21 protein-coding genes are annotated in these 21,400 nt (G+C 45.3%); 12 read left to right on the top strand and 9 right to left on the bottom strand.

Annotated features, from left to right (window positions below; genetic code table 11):
- The 6 genes from hcaB to G4D73_RS07740 all read left to right on the top strand — a co-directional run bounded on the left by hcaB (nucleotide 1) and on the right by G4D73_RS07740 (nucleotide 6,739).
- Nucleotides 1-816 (top strand): 3-phenylpropionate-dihydrodiol/cinnamic acid-dihydrodiol dehydrogenase, encoded by an 816-nt coding sequence (hcaB, locus tag G4D73_RS07765; protein WP_121980303.1) that lies wholly within the window; start codon nucleotides 1-3, stop codon nucleotides 814-816.
- Between the two features lie 73 nt (nucleotides 817-889).
- Nucleotides 890-1,855 (top strand): 3-carboxyethylcatechol 2,3-dioxygenase, encoded by a 966-nt coding sequence (locus G4D73_RS07760; protein WP_213686459.1) that lies wholly within the window; start codon nucleotides 890-892, stop codon nucleotides 1,853-1,855.
- A 4-nt stretch (nucleotides 1,856-1,859) separates the two neighbouring features.
- Nucleotides 1,860-3,086: a 3-phenylpropionate/cinnamic acid dioxygenase ferredoxin--NAD(+) reductase subunit gene (hcaD, locus tag G4D73_RS07755; protein WP_213686458.1), complete on the top strand. Its 1,227-nt coding sequence runs from the start codon at nucleotides 1,860-1,862 to the stop codon at nucleotides 3,084-3,086.
- 168 nt (nucleotides 3,087-3,254) lie between these two features.
- Nucleotides 3,255-4,160, top strand: a complete 906-nt coding sequence (locus G4D73_RS07750; protein WP_213686457.1) for a DMT family transporter — start codon at nucleotides 3,255-3,257, stop codon at nucleotides 4,158-4,160.
- Between the two features lie 181 nt (nucleotides 4,161-4,341).
- Entirely contained in the window at nucleotides 4,342-5,277 is a 936-nt protein-coding gene (locus G4D73_RS07745; RefSeq protein ID WP_213686456.1) for a cation diffusion facilitator family transporter, read from the top strand.
- Nucleotides 5,278-5,683: 406 nt separating this feature from the next.
- On the top strand, nucleotides 5,684-6,739 hold the full coding sequence (locus tag G4D73_RS07740) for an MBL fold metallo-hydrolase (protein WP_004278509.1): 1,056 nt from the start codon (nucleotides 5,684-5,686) through the stop codon (nucleotides 6,737-6,739).
- Here the strand turns inward: G4D73_RS07740 and G4D73_RS07735 are convergent.
- The 3 genes from G4D73_RS07735 to G4D73_RS07725 all read right to left on the bottom strand — a co-directional run bounded on the left by G4D73_RS07735 (nucleotide 6,729) and on the right by G4D73_RS07725 (nucleotide 9,188).
- A complete protein-coding gene (locus tag G4D73_RS07735) occupies nucleotides 6,729-7,139 on the bottom strand; it encodes a DoxX-like family protein (protein ID WP_004278508.1) in 411 nt (136 codons plus the stop codon). The genes G4D73_RS07740 and G4D73_RS07735 overlap by 11 nt on opposite strands.
- On the bottom strand, nucleotides 7,129-7,572 hold the full coding sequence (locus G4D73_RS07730; protein WP_213686455.1) for a thiol-disulfide oxidoreductase DCC family protein: 444 nt from the start codon (nucleotides 7,570-7,572) through the stop codon (nucleotides 7,129-7,131). The genes G4D73_RS07735 and G4D73_RS07730 overlap by 11 nt, the downstream gene beginning before the upstream one ends.
- 95 nt (nucleotides 7,573-7,667) lie before the next feature.
- Entirely contained in the window at nucleotides 7,668-9,188 is a 1,521-nt protein-coding gene (locus tag G4D73_RS07725) for a catalase (RefSeq protein WP_213686454.1), read from the bottom strand.
- Nucleotides 9,189-9,816: 628 nt separating this feature from the next.
- On the opposite strand from G4D73_RS07725, the gene G4D73_RS07720 reads away from it, so the two are divergent.
- Nucleotides 9,817-9,996, top strand: a complete 180-nt coding sequence (locus G4D73_RS07720; RefSeq protein ID WP_004729442.1) for a hypothetical protein — start codon at nucleotides 9,817-9,819, stop codon at nucleotides 9,994-9,996.
- Here the strand turns inward: G4D73_RS07720 and G4D73_RS07715 are convergent.
- From G4D73_RS07715 to G4D73_RS07705, 3 genes are all read right to left on the bottom strand, one after another.
- Nucleotides 9,993-10,493 (bottom strand): hypothetical protein, encoded by a 501-nt coding sequence (locus G4D73_RS07715; RefSeq protein ID WP_213686453.1) that lies wholly within the window; start codon nucleotides 10,491-10,493, stop codon nucleotides 9,993-9,995. The genes G4D73_RS07720 and G4D73_RS07715 overlap by 4 nt on opposite strands.
- A 42-nt stretch (nucleotides 10,494-10,535) precedes the next feature.
- Nucleotides 10,536-12,833 (bottom strand): phosphoenolpyruvate--protein phosphotransferase, encoded by a 2,298-nt coding sequence (ptsP, locus tag G4D73_RS07710; protein ID WP_129716838.1) that lies wholly within the window; start codon nucleotides 12,831-12,833, stop codon nucleotides 10,536-10,538.
- 89 nt (nucleotides 12,834-12,922) lie between these two features.
- Nucleotides 12,923-13,405 (bottom strand): RNA pyrophosphohydrolase, encoded by a 483-nt coding sequence (locus G4D73_RS07705; RefSeq protein WP_213686452.1) that lies wholly within the window; start codon nucleotides 13,403-13,405, stop codon nucleotides 12,923-12,925.
- A 182-nt stretch (nucleotides 13,406-13,587) separates the two neighbouring features.
- Between G4D73_RS07705 and G4D73_RS07700 the strand changes: the two genes are divergently transcribed.
- Entirely contained in the window at nucleotides 13,588-14,238 is a 651-nt protein-coding gene (locus G4D73_RS07700; protein ID WP_213686451.1) for an HAD family hydrolase, read from the top strand.
- A gap of 160 nt (nucleotides 14,239-14,398) precedes the next feature.
- The gene (locus G4D73_RS07695) at nucleotides 14,399-14,647 is read left to right on the top strand and encodes a DUF2789 family protein (protein WP_004278500.1); all 249 of its coding nucleotides are present in this window, start codon (nucleotides 14,399-14,401) and stop codon (nucleotides 14,645-14,647) included.
- Nucleotides 14,648-14,696: 49 nt separating this feature from the next.
- On the opposite strand, the gene ovoA is transcribed toward G4D73_RS07695, so the two are convergent.
- The 3 genes from ovoA to G4D73_RS07680 all read right to left on the bottom strand — a co-directional run bounded on the left by ovoA (nucleotide 14,697) and on the right by G4D73_RS07680 (nucleotide 18,326).
- Entirely contained in the window at nucleotides 14,697-16,871 is a 2,175-nt protein-coding gene (ovoA, locus tag G4D73_RS07690) for a 5-histidylcysteine sulfoxide synthase (protein ID WP_213686450.1), read from the bottom strand.
- 150 nt (nucleotides 16,872-17,021) lie between these two features.
- Nucleotides 17,022-17,897 carry a LysR family transcriptional regulator gene (locus G4D73_RS07685; protein WP_005107972.1) on the bottom strand — a complete coding sequence of 292 codons (876 nt, stop codon included), beginning with the start codon at nucleotides 17,895-17,897 and terminating at the stop codon, nucleotides 17,022-17,024.
- 192 nt (nucleotides 17,898-18,089) lie between these two features.
- A complete protein-coding gene (locus G4D73_RS07680; RefSeq protein WP_004278497.1) occupies nucleotides 18,090-18,326 on the bottom strand; it encodes a DUF2061 domain-containing protein in 237 nt (78 codons plus the stop codon).
- Between the two features lie 261 nt (nucleotides 18,327-18,587).
- On the opposite strand from G4D73_RS07680, the gene leuC reads away from it, so the two are divergent.
- The 3 genes from leuC (at nucleotide 18,588) to G4D73_RS07665 (ending at nucleotide 21,359) form a co-directional block, all read left to right on the top strand.
- Complete coding sequence (gene leuC / locus G4D73_RS07675; protein WP_213686449.1) at nucleotides 18,588-20,036, top strand: 3-isopropylmalate dehydratase large subunit; 1,449 nt, start codon at nucleotides 18,588-18,590, stop codon at nucleotides 20,034-20,036.
- Nucleotides 20,037-20,057: 21 nt separating this feature from the next.
- Entirely contained in the window at nucleotides 20,058-20,708 is a 651-nt protein-coding gene (gene leuD / locus G4D73_RS07670) for a 3-isopropylmalate dehydratase small subunit (RefSeq protein WP_044111835.1), read from the top strand.
- Nucleotides 20,709-20,795: 87 nt separating this feature from the next.
- On the top strand, nucleotides 20,796-21,359 hold the full coding sequence (locus G4D73_RS07665) for a hypothetical protein (RefSeq protein ID WP_213686448.1): 564 nt from the start codon (nucleotides 20,796-20,798) through the stop codon (nucleotides 21,357-21,359).
- The last annotated feature ends 41 nt before the right edge of the window (nucleotides 21,360-21,400 follow it).

Here is a 21,400-nt window from a genome sequence, read left to right as displayed (position 1 = left end):
ATGGGTTGGCTACAAGGCGAAGTTGCACTTATTACTGGTGGTGGTTCAGGCTTAGGCTGGGCTTTGGTAGAACGTTTTATTGAGGAAGGTGCGCAAGTCGCTGTTCTTCAACGTTCAAAAGCTAAAGTAGATGCATTAAATGAACACTTCGGTGGAAAAGTTCTTGCGATCGAAGGTGATGTAGCCAGCTATGCAGATAACGTTCGTGCAGTTCAAGCCACTGTGGAACGTTTCGGTAAACTCGATTGTTTCGTTGGTAATGCCGGTATCTGGGATCACTATGCCGATATCGTCAATACCTCTGGTGAGCAGCTGGAGAAAGCCTTTGACGAGATTATGGGGATTAATACCAAATCTCTGATCCTTGGTGCGAAGGCTGCACTGGATGCATTGATCGCTTCTGAAGGTTCTATCATATTTACTTTGTCTAATTCGGCACTGTACTCCGCTGGCGGAGGCCCTGTATATACTGCATCTAAGCATGCAGGGGTGGGCATTATGAAAGAACTGGCTTATGAGCTTGCGCCTAAAGTACGAGTGAACGCTGTTGCACCGTCAGGTATGAATGTGAATATCAAAGGCGCGGCATCGCTGGATCAGGAAAATGTGGGCCTGCTCGATGCGCGTGATCCTGAGAAAATTGCACGTGGCATGCCACTGAATTTCTTGCCTGAACCGGAAGATATGACAGGTTCATACGTGCTGTTGGCATCTCGTCAAAATAACCGTCCTCTGACTGGTGTTCTGATCAATGCAGAATGCGGTTTGGGTATTCGTGGCCTACGTCAGCCACGTGCAGGTTTCTTTGACGAATAAACATCTAGTCTCATTCAAATGGACTTACCGGCAGCCTCTTCTCTCAGGGCTGCTTTCCTTCTAGGAGTCTCTCATGGCCGTTAAACTTATTTGTGCATCGCACAGTCCTTTAATGGAATTTGCTTCACCTCAAGATCAATCAAAAGAGCAAAAAGTTCGTGCTGCTTTTGAAAAACTCTCTGCTGAAGTAAAAGCTTACGACCCAACCCTGATCATCACTTTTGGTCCTGACCATTTTAATGGTTTCTTCTATGACCTGATGCCAAGTTTCTGCGTGGGTATTCGTGCCAAAGCCGCAGGTGACTGGGATTATGGCAAGGACAATGACCATATTGATGTACCTGAAGACAAGGCATTAGATCTGGTTCGACGTGTACTGGATGAAGGCGTGGATGTTGTCTACTCATACCGTATGCAGGCTGACCATGGCGTGACTCAGCCCTTACATTTCCTGTGTGAAGGCAAACTTGACCGTTATCCAACGATTCCAATTTTTATTAATGGCGCTGCTGCACCTATGCCAACCACCAAGCGTACCATCGCTTTGGGCCGTGCTGTGGGTCAATACATCAAGTCTTTAAACCTTGAAAACGAGCGTGTGCTTGTTTTAGGTACCGGTGGTCTGTCACATGATCCACCTACACCGCAAATGGGTGCAGTACCGCCAGAAGTGGAAGAGTTCCTGATTGCAGGCCGTTATCCAACGCCTGAAGCACGTCATGCACGTCAATCCAAAATTATTGCAGTGGGTCAAAAGCTGGCAGCAGGGGATACGTCAGTTGCCGTGCCTCTGAATGCTGAATGGGATATTGCCCTGCTAGAAACCTTCAAGAACGCTGATTTTGCAACATTAGAAGCGATGACTGAAGCTGAAATCCGCCGTGATGGTGGTCGTGGTGGTCAGGAAGTCCGTTCTTGGATGGCTGCCTTCGCTGCCTTAAGCGAAATGGGTGAGTATGAAATGACCACGCATTGCTATGAAGACATCAGCGAATGGATTGCCGGCTTCGGTATCGTATCTGCAGAGTTAAAAGGTTAAGAAAATGAGCAACGTAAACAACATCGTGATCGTGGGTGCTGGCCAGGCAGGTGCGAGCGCAATTTTAGAACTTCGTGGCAACAAGTATGAAGGCAAAATTACCTTAATTGGTGATGAAAGCCATCTTCCTTATGAGCGTCCACCGCTGTCTAAAGATGTGATTCTAAAACCTGAAGAGACCAAGATCGAAATCCTGTCAGAACAGAAACTGGCAGATTTAGGTGTGGAAACAATTCGCGGTAATGGCGTGGCGAAAATCAATGCCGAGGCGAAAACGGTTGAACTCCTCAACGGTGATGTTGTTGCTTATGACAAACTCTTGCTTGCAACAGGTGGTGCCGCGCGCCGTTTGCCTAATTTCGATGCTTTGGGTAAACACGTCTATACCCTTCGTAACCTGGAAGATTCACAGGCACTGGTGCCTGTACTTCAAGCCGGTCGCCGTATCATCCTGATCGGTGGTGGCGTGATTGGTCTTGAGTTGGCATCATCTGCACGTTACAAAGACTGTCAGGTGACTGTGATCGAAATGGGTCCGATTGTTATGGGTCGTTGTTCACCACAAATCCTGAGCGAATTCCTGCTAGAGCAGCATCGTCAAAACCAGGTCGATGTGCGTCTTGAAACCAAGATTACAGATTGCCGTTTAGATGGTGAAGAAGTCGTGGTAACGCTGGAAGGCGGTGAAGAACTGCGTGCCGATGCTGTAGTTTACGGGATCGGGGTCGTGCCAAATGCACAGCTTGCCGTAGATGCAGGTTTGGACGTTGATGTTGCGATTAAAGTCAATGAAAACTGCCAAACCTCGAATGCTGATATTTATGCAGCAGGCGATGTTGCGACTCAGTTACGTGACTGTGGCAATCACCGCCGTGTGGAAACCTGGGAAAATGCTAACCTGCAAGCAGGCATCTTCGCGCGTCACGTGATGGGTGTGGAACATCCGAAAGCCAATCCGGCCTGGTTCTGGACGGATCAGCTGAATATCAACTTCCAGTTTGTCGGCGATATGGCCGCAGCTGAATGGCATATCCGTGGTGAAATGGATGCAGCCAAAGGTGCAGACAATTCATTCGTGATGTATGGTGTGACAGATGGTCAGATCGTTGGCGGGATTACCGTGAATGCAGCCAAAGAAATGCGTCATTTGAAAAAAATGATCAGCAAAAATACGGCGTTTGATGTTAAAAAACATTTGGATATCGCGCAAGACTTACGCAAAATTGCTTAAGTTGTATTGAGATATCTTTGGACAGACCTATGTATTGCATAGGTCTGTTTTTTATGCACGAAACTTGATGAATTTATCAAAAATTAAAACTTCATCTCAGCATGAATTCGCTATACGCTATTTTTGAAGTTGCTGATCCAGAACTTCTTGGCCTCGTTTAGGAGACTTATGAGTTCTTCATCTTCATTGCCGGTCACGGCAAGTATTTACGCTTTATTGGTGCTGATCTGGGCGACAACGCCACTGGCGATTGTCTGGAGCGTGGCCGAGATTCACCCGATGTGGGTGCTGATCATTCGCTATTTTGGTGCCTCGATTATTGCGTTGTTCCTGTTGAAAATCATGCGCGACCCGCTGCCTTTTGACCGCACTTCAATGAAAAGTTATCTGGCAGGCAGTTTGAATTTAATCGGCGCGCAGCTGTTTATTTATCTGGCGGCCAATTATCTGACCTCAGGATTGATGGCACTGATTTTTGGTTTTTCACCGCTGATCGCCGGTTTAATCGGACATATGATTTTAAAAACCCATAAATTGATCTGGCTGCAATGGCTCGGCATGGCAGTGGCCGTCGCTGGTTTGTGTTTTGTTTTCGCCGACTCGGCAGATAGCAAGATTAATCCTTGGGGTGTGGTACCGATGCTGATCAGTATGGTGTCTTATATCAGCTCGATCTTCTGGGTTAAACAGATTAGTGCACCCTTGAGTCCGATGTCGCAAGCGACGGGGTCATTGCTGGTCTCCGCGGCTGGTTCAGTCATTTTAGTGCCGTTTATTTGGCAACATATGCCGACTCAGTTGCCTAGCACACAGGCAATGATCGGTTTTGTATTTACCATGATCATGTCTTCGATTGTGGCAATGCTGTGTTATTTCTGGCTGATTCGCCGTCTAAATGCTTCGACCGTTTCATTGAGTAATGTGATGACGCCGGTGATCGCTCTGGTATTGGGAGCAACCTTAAATCATGAAATTATCAGCAGTCATGCTTTTGCGGGAATTGCTGTGGTGATGTTCGGGATCATCATGTATTTCTGGAAAGAGTGGCGCGAGCAGTATTTTTCCAAGCATTAAAACTGTAAAAACCAAAAGGGCGAAAGCCCTTTTATTATTTTAGTGGAGAGTAAAGTGATTCAACAACGTGAGAGATCACGACTAAGCAACAATTTGTAAAACAACTTTCAAAAATAAATGATTAAGATTTTGATACATAAATCATTCAAGCTTGCACAAGCTTATTTAGGACAGTGTCAGGATGTCTGAATCCAATAAAATCGTAGTCTATGCAGCCCTGTTTGGTAATCTGGCGATTGCGCTGGTGAAATTTGTTGCGTCCTATATAACCAATAGTTCTGCCATGTTCAGTGAGGCAATTCATTCCGTAGTAGATACCTTGAATGAAATTTTACTGTTATATGGCATGAAAAAATCAGAAAAACCGGCAAATGCCAAACATCCTTTTGGTTATGGGCGTGAACTGTATTTTTGGGCCTTTATTGTGGCACTGATGGTTTTTGCCCTGGGTGCGATTGTGTCCATCTATCAAGGGATACAGCATATTCTTCAGCCTGAAGTCATGCAGGATCCATTGATCAATTATATTGTGCTGGGTCTGGCGATTCTTTTTGAAGGATTTTCATGGTCAGTGGCTTTAAAAACCTTTCGTAAACAAAAGGGAAATCTGGGATATTTTGAAGCCTTTCGACACAGTAAAGATCCAACGACCTTTACCGTGTTATTTGAAGATACTGCCGCCCTGGTCGGCTTGGTGATTGCTCTGGTCGGTATCTTTCTGGCGCATCAACTGAATATTCCTGAATTGGACGGTGCCGCATCGATTTTAATTGGTATTGTTCTGGCGGTTTCTGCCTGGTTTCTGGCACGTGAAACCAAAGGTTTGTTACTGGGTGAAACGGCAGATCCAAAACTGCGTGAAGATGTATTGAACATTGCTCAACAGGATGCGGCAGTTTTTAGTGCTAATGGGGTATTGACTGAGCAGATGGGCGCTCAGCAAGTCATTACATCATTGAGTCTGGAATTTAAAGATGATTTAACTTCTGATGAAATTGAAGCCTGTGTCAACCGGATCGAAGCGCAGATTAAACAGCTGCACCCAGAAATTATTGCTTTATTTGTGAAACCCCAAACCAAGGCCGTATGGCTGGAACGAACTCAAGGTCGTGTATAAAGATCTAAAAAACGCTTGAGGTTGGTATTTTGATCTCAACTTGCCTTTCTCGCACAATTGATGTGATGATACTGAGGTATGGCGAATTTCATCATAAAATCATCAATGGGCAGACATGCTTTTGTCAGTATAGGCTTATAAATATTGAGTATCATTTTGTATTTTTAGACAGAAGGACAAGAGCAATATTTTTCTAGATAATCCAAGACTTCAGCCAGCCATAAGGCCAATGAAATGCCATTTTTTTGCTAAAAATAACAAAAACATACATGATTTTCTGTGACGGATTTCATACTATGTTGCAGTGTGCCTGTTTTTAGTTTGTATGCTCATTAAAAGATGCACCGCTTGACCATTTCAAGAGGTTGTTGTCTTGCATATAGCGAATAATAAATAGTGGATGTTTATGCAAGATCTTCTCAAAACTAAAAAATTCCAGTTAATCACGGAATCCAGTTGGAAACATCTCTGGTCTAAGCCAGTGTTTGAGTATCTGCATTCAGATCATTTCGACGGAAAACAGTTTCGTAATCTTGAGCATGCATCTCTATCGCGCGGTCGCTTTGATTTATATAAATGGCTCATTACCCGAAAATCCAAGACCTGGAATGTTAATCTTGACGAGGAACGTGCCGAGTTTTTTTCTCGTCCGCGCGCATTGCCACAGCAACGTCCAGATGCAGCTCTGGATGACTGGCAAGTCTGGTTTATTGGTCACGCCACCACATTAATTCAGATCGGCCCCTATAATTTCCTGACCGACCCGGTCTGGGCTGAATATGCCAGTCCATCGGCTTCTACAGGGCCGCAGCGGGTCATTCCGGCTGGCATTGCCTTGGATGAATTACCTCAGATTGATGCCGTACTGCTCAGCCATAACCATTATGATCATATGGATCTGGCTAGTCTGGAATGGCTGCACAACACTTTTGAGATGCCTATTTATACTGGTCTGGGTAATGCCTGGTATTTGCCAGAACATTATACCGTGCATGAAATGGACTGGTGGGAAAGTGCCTTTTTTGAAGAGATCCGGATTGTCTATACGCCGGCTCAACATGCCTCAGGGCGCGGCATGCGCGATCAGAACTGTGCACTTTGGGGAGGATTTTCTTTATTACATGGCAAGGAACATTGTTTTTTTGCCGGAGATAGTGGCTACGCCTCACATTTTAAAGAAATTCGTAAACGTCTGGGTGCACCGCGAATTGCCTTACTCCCGATAGGAGCGTATGAACCGCGTGAACTGATGCGCGCGATCCATATGAATCCGGAAGATGCCTTTCATGCCCATCATGACTTGCAGGCCAAATGTTCACTGGCGATTCATTACCGTACTTTTCAGCTCACGGATGAAGACCGGGATGCGCCGGAACATGAGTTGCATGAGATCATCAAGCATTCTTCCAAATTGATTAATCCGTTTTACTGCATACGGGAAGGCAAACGGATTATTGTTTAAGTACTTCCTGTTGTTCCTCTTGGATGAGTTGAATGGCCACTACAGAAAGCATCAGCATGGCGGTATTCATTACCACAGGATTGAATGCTGCAGTAAGTTGCAACGGGGCTGTGAATGCAATCAGCAGTAGTAATCCAGCAAGTCCGATAATATTCAACCTATGCAAGAGTATGGACCGGTTCCATTTCAGAAAGCATAAGCCAAATAGCATTTCACATCCTCCGGAAAGTCCAACCAAGACTTTGGCCAGTCCCAGCTCAAAACCCATATTTTGCCAGATTGTGATTTCAGCGGGTGATTGGAACAGAATTTTTGGAATGAGTCCCTGATAGAGCCATAGTATGACCAAAGTCAGCTGGATAGTACGCAGTGGTTGTAGGAATACAGGTTTAGGATTCACGAACAGCTTCTTCCAGAAAATGGCGTTTATTTTCGCTGGATGGAATCAGGCAATACTCGGTTTTACCAAATAGCTTGTAACGATTTAAAGCGACCACACGATACAGAAAATCCCGGATAAAACGCGGAACCAAATAACCTGCTCTCATTAAATTAAGGGGAAAACCGAGATGCTGCAGCGCCTTCAGTAATGCAGTCGATTCGGTATAGAGTGTGCCATCTTGAATGACGAGCATGATGGTGTAATGTTCAGTAGACATCTGATAATGTTCGAGCAGTGCTGTACCTAAAGGCGATTGGGCGGAGACCAGTTTAAACTGAATCTTTTTATCGTATTGAATCAAAAACCGTGCCCAGCCATTACAGATCACGCAAACAGCATCAAATAAAACGATGTCGTATTGTTGAATGATGTCTTCAATATTCGGATGCATTGTTGTAGTTCTTTTTGTGCCAGCTTGCTTCTATACTGCTTGATGCCGCAATAAAAAACCACCCGAAGGTGGTTTTTGTACATGTCTAAACTGGCTTAGAGAAAGCTAGGCAAACCTTTGGCTGGATCGGTTTCACGTGCTGCTTGGGCATCTGCTACGGTCATGCCGAGTGCTTGTGCTACGCCTTCGCCATAGGCCGGATCACAGCTATAACAGTTGCGGATGTGACGGTATTTGATGAAATCTAGTGCATCACCCATCGCTCCGGCCGTGTTATTAAACAGAGCCTGTTTCTGCTGGTCATTCATCAGGTTAAACAGGGCACGGGGTTGGCTGAAGTAATCATTGTCATCTTCACGGAAATTCCAGAAATCGGCATCACCGGTGATTTTCAGTGGTGGCTCTCTGAATTCCGGTTGTTCCTGCCATTGGCTGAAACTGTTCGGCTCGTAATGTGGCAATGAACCATAGTTGCCGTCCATGCGGCCCTGACCATCACGGCGGTTCGAATGTACAGGACAACGTGCAGCATTGACCGGAACCTGTGAATGATTCACGCCAACACGGTAACGCGCTGCATCGGCATAGTTCACTAAACGTGCCTGTAACATACGGTCCGGTGAGTAGCTGATGCCCGGTACCAAATTGCTTGGTGCAAAGGCAGCCTGTTCTACATCCTGGAAATAGTTTTCCGGATTGCGGTTCAGTTCGAATTCACCGACTTCAATCAGTGGATAATCGCCCTTTGGCCAGACTTTGGTCAGATCAAATGGATGATAAGGCACTGTTTCAGCTTCCAGTTCCGGCATGACCTGAACGTACATTTTCCATTTTGGATAGTCACCACGTTCGATGGCATCAAACAGGTCGGTCTGGCTGCTTTCACGGTCTTTAGCAATCAAGTCTGCAGCTTCAGCATCGGTCAGGTTTTGAATACCTTGCTGGGTACGCATATGAAATTTCACCCAGAAGCGTTCATTCTGGGAATTGATAAAACTAAAGGTATGGCTGCCAAAACCATGCATATGACGGTAACCGGTTGGGATCCCACGATCCGACATAACAATAGTCACTTGATGCAGAGCTTCAGGCAAGAGTGTCCAGAAATCCCAGTTATTGGTGGCACTGCGCTTGTTGGTTTTCGGGTCACGTTTGACTGCTTTATTCAGGTCAGGGAACTTGCGGGCATCCCGCAGGAAAAATACCGGAGTATTGTTGCCGACCAGATCCCAGTTGCCTTCTTCAGTATAGAATTTTAAGGCAAAACCGCGAATATCACGTTCTGCATCGGCTGCGCCACGTTCACCTGCCACCGTTGAGAAACGCGCAAACATTTCGGTTTTTTTGCCGACTTCAGAGAAAATTTTAGCGCGGCTATATTGGGTAATATCATTGGTCACGGTAAAGGTGCCGAAAGCACCTGAACCTTTGGCATGCATACGACGCTCTGGAATCACTTCACGGACAAAGTTGGCCAGTTTTTCATTCAGCCATAAATCCTGAGCAAGCAAAGGTCCACGCGCACCTGCCGTCATACTGTTCTGGTTGTCGACCACAGGCGCACCAGCTTCAGTGGTCAGGTGGGTGACAGGGCATTTTTTAAAATCTTGGCTCATCTTTCCTCTCCAAGTTTTGAATATCTTGTGTCGTTTATCTAGTATTCATAAGATATTGAGATATATGCTAATCAGATCAGGTTTCGCTATATTTACAATATCTTTAAATAAAGGGTGTTACAGCACAAAACGGAATTCAGGGTATAATTGAGTGAGCTCACTCAAAAAATATTTTTAAATTTAATAAAGTTTAAAATGTTGAAAATGTTGAAAATTAAATGGTTACTCTTAAAAAGTAACGGGTTTTCCACTCTGTGACAATATCAAATTCTATATATTTTGAATAACTCGAATAATGAATGGGATTAAACGAAAATAACAATATCTAAGTCGATAATATGTTTTTATCAAAGGATAAAAATAATAAGTGAATAGTATTGTTTAAAATAAATTTTATAACTGATTTATTTTAAATAGTTTTTTAATCAAGTTCTGTTGGTCTGAAAAAAAACATAAAAATGATGAATGGAATAAGGGTATTTTCTGGCTATAACTCCCATTTTTGCATATAGAAAATCCTGGTTAAATGGTCTTTATTTTTAAAAAAGCATTGGCAAATATGCTTGAAAATTAGTCAGTCGGCCCTATAATTATCTCACTCCTTCCTCCAAATGATATAGAGAGCAAAATGGCCAAGAAAAAAACAGCCGAGCAGGTGGTGATCCACAATTTTGTGGCAAAACACATGCATGAAGTCAACAAAAGCCAAGTCTTTGTAGATCGAAAGAAAAATGCAAAACGTGGCTACAACAAGCACAGACAAGGGCGATATTCCATGGAAGATCGCCCTTTTTTAATGGCCGCTTAAGGTCTGTAAGGTGGCTGGGGACGACGCGGTGGCTGTTTAGGATTGGTTTTAACTGGAGAGAGCGGGGCGACAGGCCGGTTATTACGAGTTTGAGAATATTGATTCGGATGCCGGGATGGCGTTGTCGATTCATCCGCAATTAAGTCATTAAAGAATTTATTGAGTCTGCTTTGCACTGGCGCTTTGTGGTGAGAGGAGTGAGGCTGTGGTCTGGCCTGCTGAAAACTGGCAAACTGATCTTTTTGCTGATGATAGAGTCTGGCAGCAATGACGGAGGGGTCATCTCTGCCTAAACGCCGCCGTTGCGATGCCGAAATTTCAATGCCCAATAATGGAGTCATTTTAGGCCGATCGGCATAGCTCATTGCTCGATTGCTGGCAGGGCGTATATAAGATGAACCGGAATTATGAGCTTCTTTGCGGGCAGCCAAGGCCGGTGCAAGAATGACCACATAGAACACCGCAACAATCATGAACAGGATGACCAGAAATTCCATAACCACCTCTACCACTGTCGAGGGACTGGAAAAAGTCCCGTATTAGGCACTCACCATACGTGATGCTGATTTCACCATATCCCCTAAATTATGGGTTCTGAAATAATATTCTAACCAGCTTTTTACTATGAGTGGATTGTCCATTTTTAACACATGTTGCAGCAATTCCTGTGCATCACTCATCGGAACATGACAAATGGTTTTACGTACCCGCAAAATATTACTGGAACTCATTGACAGGGTATTAAAGCCCATGGCCATGAGCAAAACTGCAGACAGTGGATCGCCTGCCATTTCACCGCAGATACTAACCGGTTTTTCATTGCGATGACAGTCCTGGACCAGACGGGTCAGAGCACGTAGTACTGCAGGGTGTAAATGTGAATAGACATTGGCCACCCGTGGATTATTGCGATCCACAGCCAACAGATATTGGGTCAGATCGTTGGAGCCGACCGAGAAGAAATCCACCAGTTCGGAAAATTCATCAATCTGATGAAGCACACTCGGCACTTCCACCATGATGCCGAGTTTCGGCTTGTTTATCTTGACCTGTTCTTCTTCCTGAATCGCCGCATGATCACGTTCCAGCAAGTAGAGCGCTTCCTCGACCTCGCTGACACTGGTCACCATTGGCAGCAGAATATGCAGATTATTCAGCCCGATACTGGCCTTGAGCATGGCACGAATCTGTGAAGAAAAAATTTCCGGATGATCCAGAGTAAAACGAATGCCACGCCAGCCGAGTGCCGAGTTTTCTTCTTCAATCGAGAAATACGGCAGGTCTTTGTCTGCACCAATGTCCAGCGTTCGCATCACCACCGGTTTATTGGCAAAATGACTGAGCTGCTGACGATAAATCGCACGTTGTTCTTCCTCGCCCGGGAAGCGGTCACGCAACATAAACGGAATTTCAGAACGGTATAAACCGACACCTTTGGCACCGCGCTGCACGCCACGCACCACATCAATCATCAGGCCGGTGTTGACGTACAGTTTGACCGCCACGCCATCCGGGGTAATCGCATCTTTGGTTTCGTACTGGCGCAGATCTTTAGCAAGCTGTTCTTCTTCTTTTTGAATTTCTTTATAGCGACTGCGCAGGCGACGTGGGGGATTAATAAAGACCCGGCCCTGATGTGCATCGACAATCATCTCTACATCATCGAGGGTGTTGATCGGCAGTTCGGTCACGCCGACCACGGTCGGAATACCAAGAGCACGCGCCACAATCACCATATGTGAGTTCATGGCGCCTTCGGTAGTGACAATCGCGGCAATTTTATCTACAGGTAGTTCAACCAGTGCAGCCGTCGAAATTTCCTCACCAATCAGAATACTTTCATCGGTCAATTCACGGTGACTGGCATCGGCTTCCTGTAAGCGCGCCAGAATACGGCGGCCCAGATCTTTTAAGTCCGCTACCCGCTCACGTAAATAATCATCTTCCATTTGGGAAAATTGTGCCACATGATTGTCAATAACAATTCGCACGGCGCCTTGTGCCCAGTGACCTTCACGAATAAAAGCCTTGATTTCTGCAGGCAGGGCATTTTCATCCAGCATACGCAAGAACACGCTAAACAGTGCGCGTTCCTCGGCCATCAACGCATCCTGCATTTTGTCATCCAGTGACTGGATTTCTTCACGGACTGAATTTAGCGCGTTATCTAAGAGCTGCAGTTCTTCGCTGATGTCATCTGCTTCACGGTCAGGGACTGCGGCAAGATCTGCTGGTGGATACAGAATCACTGCACGACCTAAGGCAATGCCACCGGAGCCAGAAACTCCCTGAAAGGTTTTATAGGCGGGCAGGTTGCTCGGCTTACGGAATACATCGATATTGCCAACGGCATGGGCATGGGCGATGACGCCAGAAAGCTGCGCGCAGAGTGTGACCAGAAAGGATTCAGCAGCTTCAGAAAAGTCCTGTGATTCTTTATTCTGAACCACCAGTACACCCATGACCTTACGGCGGTACATCACCGGCACACCGAGGAAGGAGTTATAAATTTCCTCACCGGTTTCAGGTAAAAACAGGAAGCGCTCATGTTTAGGGGCATTGTCCAGATTGACAATTTCTTCACGTTGTCCAACCAGGCCCACCAGACCCTCACCGGTCTGCAAAGACACATGGCCGACAGATTCTGCATTCAGGCCTTTAGACGCCATGAGCAGATAACGCTGATTGCGTTCATCGAGGAGGTAGATCGAGCAGACATCAACCTGCATGGCCTCGGCCACATGCTTGACCATAATGTCGAGTGATTCATGCAAACTGGTGGACGCATTGATCTCCTGAACAATACGTCTCAAGGTGTCCAGTTGCATATTCGACATAAGGTCTGCTCCGTCTATTCAGAATTTCAGTGATTAAGTTTATTTATAACAATAGCCGCGTAAAAAATCTGCATTATTTATGCGATTTTTTAAGGTTTTTGCTGGGGCAGTTGCTGACACAACTCCACCAGGGCTTTGCGGTAAACATCACGTTTGAAATTCACGACTTGACCGAGTGGGTACCAGTAACTGACCCATTGCCATTGATCAAATTCGGGCGGATCAGACAGATTCAACTGAATATGCTGAACGGGGGCCATGAGTTTGAGTAAAAACCACTTTTGTTTTTGACCGATACAGACCGGATCAGAGTCCGTACGAATGTATCGATGCGGCAAACGATAGCGCAACCAGCCTTTGGTTTGCGCGACTATCTGGACGTGTTCGGGCAATAAGCCAACTTCTTCTCTCAGCTCACGATAGAGTGCCTGCTCGGGGGTTTCTCCATATTGGATCCCGCCTTGTGGAAATTGCCATGCATTATGACCAATGCGTTTTGCCCATAAAACCTGTCCAGCATCGTTTGCCAAAATGATCCCGACATTCGGTCGGAAACCTTCAGAGTCGATCATTTGGCTACCTAAAAATTGTTTAATTTATGCCTTTGCCATCGGGGAGCATTATTTCGTTATCCAACTCGAAAAAAGCAAAGTTTAAAAATGTTAAAATTGCTATGATCTTAACGAATTTCTATCGACTAGCGGAGATAGATTTACAATTTTTTTCTTAAATTTCAGTTTTAACGAGTATTTTCATGAAATTGGCGCTATTTGATCTCGATCACACCTTGTTAAACACGGATTCGGATCATTCTTGGGGAGAGTTTTTGGTCAGTGAGGGCCTGGTCGATCCAGTTCAGCATCGCGCCATGAATGACAAGTTCTATGACGATTATAAAAAAGGCCAGTTGGATCCTTATGCCTATAATGAATTTGTGTTCCAGTTTTTGACCAAACATGACAATGATTATTTGATTGAATTACATCAACTGTTCATGCAAAAAGTCATTCGTCCACAAATGCGTCCGGAGGGTTTTAAAGCCATTGAGCGTCACCGTGAAGCAGGGCATGCCTTAGTGGGCATTACCGCGACTTCAGACTTTATTACCGCACCCATTTTTCGTGAATTTGGGATTACTGAAATTATTGCCACCAATGCTGAAGTCATTGATGGTAAATATACCGGTAAGGTCATCAATACGGCGTGCTATCAGCAAGGCAAGCTGGTGCGTCTGGAACAATGGCTGGAAGGCCGTGATGTAACCGAGTCTTGGGCTTATTCAGATTCTATTAATGACCGTTTCTTGCTGGAATATGCGGATCATGCGATTGCAGTCAATCCGGATGATCGCTTGGAAACTTTAGCCCAAGAACAGGGATGGAAAATACAGGACTGGTCGATCTAATCACTCCGAACTCATTGATGTGATTATTAAGTACAACTTCGGTTGTGCTTTTTATTTGCCTCATTTGAATATTAATGTTTTTTCACAGTCCAGCTGAATCAGACATGCTATGCTCGAAAAACAGGACATGATAACAATAGTAGATTCTGAGGTATGAGATATGACTCACGTTCGACCACGTATGACACATCTGTTCCAACAGCTTGGCTTGGATGCCAGTGCAGAAGGTATTGAAACATTTATTCACGAGCATCAATTGCATAAAGATCTGACTTTACTGGATGCGCCGTATTGGTCAGAGGCACAACGTCAATTTTTAAGCGAGAAAATAGCCTCTGATGGCGAATGGGCGATTGTGGTAGATCAACTCAATGAATCCTTGCATGAAAATTCAACCAGTGAAGGATGATTAAAAAGCCAATCGTATGATTGGCTTTTTTTAGGCCATCACCTTACCTTTAGCGAATCCGTTTCCAGATCGTGACTTGTGACAGGGTATGTTGATACTTTCTGGCCGTTTCTCGAATCACAAAAGGCACATCTTGGGGTTCGGCCACCAATTCAAAGTGCTGGGTTAAGATATTGCTTATACCAGCCAAGGTCGTGATCTTTTCCCCATCCTGCTGAAAACCGCCCAGCCATTCGCTACGCGCCGTATGTTCTTCCAGCCAGGTATAGGGCGAACTCAGCATTAAAATTCCACCTATATTGATACGTTTATGAATCTGCAATAAAAAGTCTTTCGGATGATGCAGCCGGTCAATCAGGTTGGCTGCCAGAATAAAATCATAGCCGCTAAAATGTGCTTTCAGGTTGCAGGCATCGGCCTGAAAAAATTCCGTTTTAGATGTAAACTGATCCAAAGTAACATCTTCAAGTGAACAGCTTTTTTCTTCGCTTAATTCACCTTCTAGCGGCAGCTGATAATGTACCTTGTCGCCTTGAGCCAAATAGACCGCTTGCTGAATAAAGCGTGCAGAAAAGTCCAGACCGGTCACTTGATCAAAATGGCGCGCCAGTTCAAAGCTGGCGCGGCCGGTGGCACAGCCAATATCTAAAGCACGATGGCACAGCGTTTGCTGAAAATAGGATTGTGCCAAAGTAACCAGTGTTTTGGCAAAATTGGCGACACCAAAATATTCGGGGCCGTACTGGAATTCCAGATATTGGGAGACCAGCTGGTCGCTTTCATAGTTCGAAGGGAAATGTTGCAGTGCCTGATCAGAGGCGACGTAGCGAAAACCGGCATGCTGAAAGAAATGCCGTCTGAAGGCATAACGGGAACTATATAGGGCTTCATTGCCCGCCGAAATCCAGGAGCCACCTTTCATCAGGTTATGGCGGCCGTCAAAGGTCGGTGTGCTGAAATCATCATAAAACGGATGCACCTGAAAACCCTGAAATGGATAGATCGGGGTTTCGGTCCATTGCCAGACATTGCCCTGAATATCGTAAAAATTACCCTGCTTGAAATGATCAACCGGACAGGAGCTGGTGCCGTATTTCAACTCGATATTGGCCTGTTCAGGACTGGGTAAATCTGGATCCAAGTCTGAAACCGCATACAGGCGATACCATTCATCTTCAGTCGGCAGGCGGATAGTCTTGCCAAGCTGTTGCGATTTCCACTGACAAAAAGCCTTGGCTTCATGATAATTCACTTCTACCGGCCAGTCCCAAGGCATCGGCACTTCTTCCAGCATCAGTCGCAGTGACCAGCCTAATTCAGTTTTGCGCCAGAAACAGGGATGAGCGGCTTGGGAAAATTGCAGCCAGCCTAAACCTTCTTCATTCCAGTAGTGTTCGGTTTGATAGCCATCAGCTTCGACAAAGGCCAGAAACTCCTGATTCGATACCAGATATTTGGAAGCTGCAAAAGCCGCGACCTCGGCTTGATGCTGACCGTATTCATTGTCCCAGCCATAAAATGGATGGTTAAAATCTTTCTGTAAATGCACTTTGCCTTCCGGCACATCCAGCAAAATATTATCCGGGGCCATGCCGGTAATAATATTGGCACGCCATTGCGGATGCTGGCGTACATGTTCCAAAGCATGCTGGCGAATCAGCACGGAAGAAGTTTCCAGATGAATCCGTTCATGTTCGATGCCCATGATGATCGTCCACCAAGGATTTTGCCAGTTTAAGGGTAGAGTCAGCGGAGCATGTTCTAGAATGCTCAAGATCAGGGCACGTACCTGATGCCGATAATCACGGACTTCCTGCACACTGGGCCAGTCATAATGTACTTCGTCCAGGTCATCCCAGCTCATCTCGTCCACACCGATTGCAAAGATACTTTCAAAATGCGGATTTACGCGTTCGCTAATTAGCTTGCTGAGCAGTAGTTTATTGACAAAAAAAGTGGCGGTATGCGCAAAATAAAAAATCAGCGGATGACGTAAAGTAATCGGTTTGATGAAAAAAGCATCTTCATGCTTGAGGCATTCAAACAGCTGTTCATAGGTGTCAAAGGTATTCAGGAAATATTCGCGCAGGCAGTGCCGGGCAGTCTGTTCATCGGTAAAATCAAGTGCCGGCGTGGGCAGCAGCATTGGTTTGGCCGAAAGCCACAGGCTGCTTGTATTGGTTTTATCTTGAGAGTGGGGTTTTAGGGGAGAATCGAGCTGCATCCGTCAGGCTCCATCGAATAATTTTAAGCATTCTTCTGCACTGCAAAAGAATGGAATTGTCTTAAAAATACTCGAAAGATATCGCCAGATGGGATGTATTTAGGTAACAAAATGCTGCACCGTTTTGGATGCAGCATGTTGAGAAAAAATTTAAATAGACAGGGAGGCGCCTTGCATGAGCTGAACCAAAGCCTGTGCCGCTTTGGACTGCGTACGACCCGGATGCCAGACCATACCCAAGCGACGGTTCATTTCCAGATTAATATCCAGCTGGTGCAGGTCATGATTGACCAAAGTTTTTGGCAGTACCGACCAGCCTAAGCCAATCGATACCAGCATCCGGATCGATTCCAGCGGATTGTTACTCATACTGACTTTCGGTTTGATGCCCTGTTTCTCAAATTCGGCCAAGGTGATTTGCGAGGTATAGGTCTGTGATGATGGCAACAGGCTTGGATAGTCGAGCAAATCTTCCAGACACAGATTTTTTTGCTGTGCCAGCGGATGAAACGGTGCCACCACAAAGACCAGAGGATCATTCCAGATGGTTACGTAATTCAGACGCGCATCACCACGGGGCGGCAAGGTTAAAAATGCCAGTTCAAGATCGCCGGCAATTACCTGTTCATGTGCTTGCTCAGAATCAACAAAATGCACATCCAGGGTCACGTCCGGATATTCCTGGACATAATGGCGCAAATGACTCGGCAGATGATGCAGGCCGATATGATGGCTGGTACCAATTTTTAGTTTGCCCTGTACCTGACCCTGTTCATGGCTCAAGGTATAATGAATATCACCGAGTTCATTCAGCCAGTTTTTCACTTTAGGCAACAGCGAATGCGCCGCGTGGGTGGCCTGTACGCCACGTCCGGCAGATTCAAACAGCTTGACCCCAAAGTATTCTTCCAGACTGTGAATACGTTTGGTGACAGCAGGCTGGGTAATGAAGAGCTGATCTGCGGCCAGAGAAATCGAACCGGTTTCCATGACTTTCACGAAGGCTTCAAAGGCTGCGAGATTCATCTTAATCACCTATAAAGAATTTTTATGTGTAAATCTATTATTGTTATATTTTAAGAATAAATCAAAGTAAAATTACCTTATCTATGTTGCAGTGCTGAATTACTATACATTTTCAAAGCCTTGGCATTTTAAAAACTAAAAAAGACTGCCTTTCTCAAAACAGCCTTTCATCAGGAACCTCGACCGAAGAATTTAGACGGTAATGTCCTCATTCTGCTGTTGGTTATTACCCTCCCAGATTTTTTCGTGGAAGAAGAAAGCCACTGCCTGTACCGTTGGCTCTAATAAACTTAAGGCAATGGCCATGGTCAAACTGCCAGTCACCAAGTAACCCACAATCATCGCTACTGTAATATGCATAATGTAGTAGCTGAAGGTTTTTTTGAACATGCGCTGGTTGTTGTCTACAAAGCGTTGAATATGTGCCATGTCGAAGTTCCTCAAAATCATCATTTCTGTCGATGAAGAAATAATAATAATTCTCATTTAATTTGTAAAAGCGAATATTTTTTATAAATCAATCGGAAAATTAGATTTATAAAAATAGAGCTCAAGCATGATTTGATTCAGCTTTTAAAAGATTCCAAAAAGTTTTTTAACTGATAAAAATGATAAATTAGATTTATGTGATTGCAGCGATATAATCAAAATCAGAGAAAGAATTTACCCAGTCTAGTGGAGTACATCGACATGGCAGGCGAGACCCAAACAGTACAAAAGCAAAATGCAAAAACACTATATGACAAGTTGTGGGATGACCATTTAGTAACGCAACGTGATGATGGTTCTGCCTTACTCTATATCGACCGTCACCTGTTGCATGAAGTAACCTCACCACAGGCATTTGAAGGGTTGCAATTGGCCGGGCGCAAGCCATGGCGTTTAAGCGCTAACATTGCTACACCGGATCATAACGTACCGACCTCGAAAAAAGAGCGTGAGCAGGGCGTAGCCGGAATTGAAGATGAAACCTCGCGCATTCAGGTGCAAACCTTGGATGATAACTGCAAGACCTTTAATATTGTTGAATTTGATATTAACGATATCCGTCAGGGCATCGCGCATGTAGTTGGGCCGGAGCAGGGCTTGACCTTACCGGGCATGACCGTGGTATGTGGTGATTCGCATACAGCAACCCATGGTGCTTTTGGCTGCTTGGCGCATGGGATCGGGACATCCGAAGTTGAACATGTATTGGCGACCCAATGCCTGGTTCAAAAGAAGATGAAAAACATGTTGGTACGCGTTGATGGCAAATTAGGCCAGGGCGTGACACCGAAAGATGTGGTCTTAGCCATTATTGGCAAGATTGGTACCGCAGGCGGTACTGGTCACGCGATTGAATTTGGCGGTCAGGTCTTCCGTGACATGTCGATTGAAGGTCGTATGACCGTGTGTAATATGGCGATCGAAGCCGGTGCACGCGTGGGTATGGTTGCTGTGGATGACAAAACCATCGAGTATGTTAAAGGTCGTCCTTATGCGCCAACTGCGGAACAGTGGGATCAGGCGGTAGCGTACTGGAATACATTGCATTCGGATGATGACGCATATTTTGATACGGTTGTCGTGTTGCAAGGTGAGGAAATTGAGCCGCAAGTGTCTTGGGGAACTTCTCCTGAGATGGTCATTCCAGTGTCTCAAGCTGTACCAACTTTAGAACAAGCCAAAGACGATGTACAACGCAATGACTGGAACCGTGCTTATCAATATATGGGTTTAAATGCCGGTCAGGCCTTGGCTGAGATTCAGCTAGATCGTGTCTTTATCGGTTCATGCACCAACTCGCGTATTGAAGATATCCGTGCTGCAGCCGAAGTGATCAAAGGTCGCAAAGTTGCATCTTCAATCAAACAGGCGATGGTGGTTCCGGGTTCTGGTCTGGTCAAAGCTCAGGCAGAAGCGGAAGGTCTGGACAAGGTATTTGTCGAGGCGGGCTTCGAGTGGCGTGAACCTGGCTGTTCAATGTGTCTGGCGATGAATGCTGACAAGTTACAACCAGGCGAGCATTGTGCCTCGACTTCGAACCGTAACTTTGAAGGTCGTCAGGGCAATGGCGGTCGTACTCATTTGGTGAGTCCAGCCATGGCAGCCGCTGCTGCGATCGCAGGTCACTTTGTTGATGTCCGTTCATTTTAATTGGTACGTAGGAGCACAGACATGAAAGCTTATACCGTTGAACAAGGTATCGTTGCACCTTTAGACCGTGCCAATGTCGATACAGATTTAATTATTCCAAAACAGTTTTTGAAATCGATCAAACGTACCGGTTTCGGTGAAAATTTGTTTGATGAATTGCGTTATCTGGATGAAGGTTATCCAGGTCAGGACAATTCAGTTCGTCCGATCAATCCGGACTTTGTCTTGAACCAGCCACGTTATCAGGGCGCATCTATTTTAATTTCACGTGCCAACTTTGGTTGTGGTTCTAGCCGTGAACATGCGCCGTGGGCCTTGAGCGAATATGGTTTCCGTACCGTGATTGCGCCAAGCTTTGCTGATATTTTCTTTAATAACTGTTTTAAAAACGGTATGTTGCCTGTGATTTTGGCTGAAGATATTGTTGAGCAGTTATTTAAGGAATGTGCGGAAGATGAAGGTTATCAACTGACCATTGACTTGCAGGCACAAGAAGTTCGTACCCCTACGGGTGAAAGCTTTAAGTTTGAAGTCGATCCATTTCGCAAGCATTGCCTGTTAAATGGTCTGGATGATATTGGCTTAACTTTGCAGGTGGCGGATGATATTCGTGCCTATGAAGAAAAAACCAAACAATCGCGTCCTTGGGTATTTGCCGAAATTCATGGATAAATCAGTAAAAATTGTCATGGCATGACTGCGATGCCCTTGCTAATATCGGAAGATTATTGAGTTTTTTGATTGGGTAAGACAGACATTATGGCGAATTATTGGAAACAGTGGCTTGCTTTAAGTTCAGTATCGGTGCTGTTGACTGCATGTCAAAGCATCGACACGATGAAACTCAAACATGCCAAAGAAAATACTGAGAGCAAAAGAAATGCCCTGATCTACTGTACAGGGACGCCAGATTGCCAGTTCGAACGCTTCAATCAGACCATTATTGTCAACGCCGACAATGGCCGCATCAGTGATGAGGCGCTGAAGCAGAAACTGGTGCGCTTGCAGGCCAAAAATTTAAATCAGGCCAATCCGATTTATTTATCTGTGCCGGCAGGACAGCATGAACTGGTCGTGCGTTTTTATCCGATCAGTAAGGATAAAGCGGAAACTTTACATGTATTCCATCGTTTTCAGGCCAATAACCGCTATAGCTTAAAAATGTTTCGTGACCGTAGTGCGCGTAGCAGCAGTTTATTAAATTCTTCGGCGCCGGATCCGCTTTGCGTAGATCTGGTACAAGAGCAAAAAACCATTCGTCGTTTTTGCAAACCCTATAATGCAGTCACCGGGATTGCAGAGTTTGTAGAAAAGAAAATTTAACCTCTGTCAGGTCTGAATCTGACGTTTTAAACGGAAAATCT

The sequence above is a fragment of the Acinetobacter sp. WY4 genome, assembly GCF_018438165.1.
GTDB lineage: Bacteria > Pseudomonadota > Gammaproteobacteria > Pseudomonadales > Moraxellaceae > Acinetobacter.
Note: the sequence above shows the minus strand (reverse complement) of the source record. Positions and strands in the feature narration are given on the sequence as shown.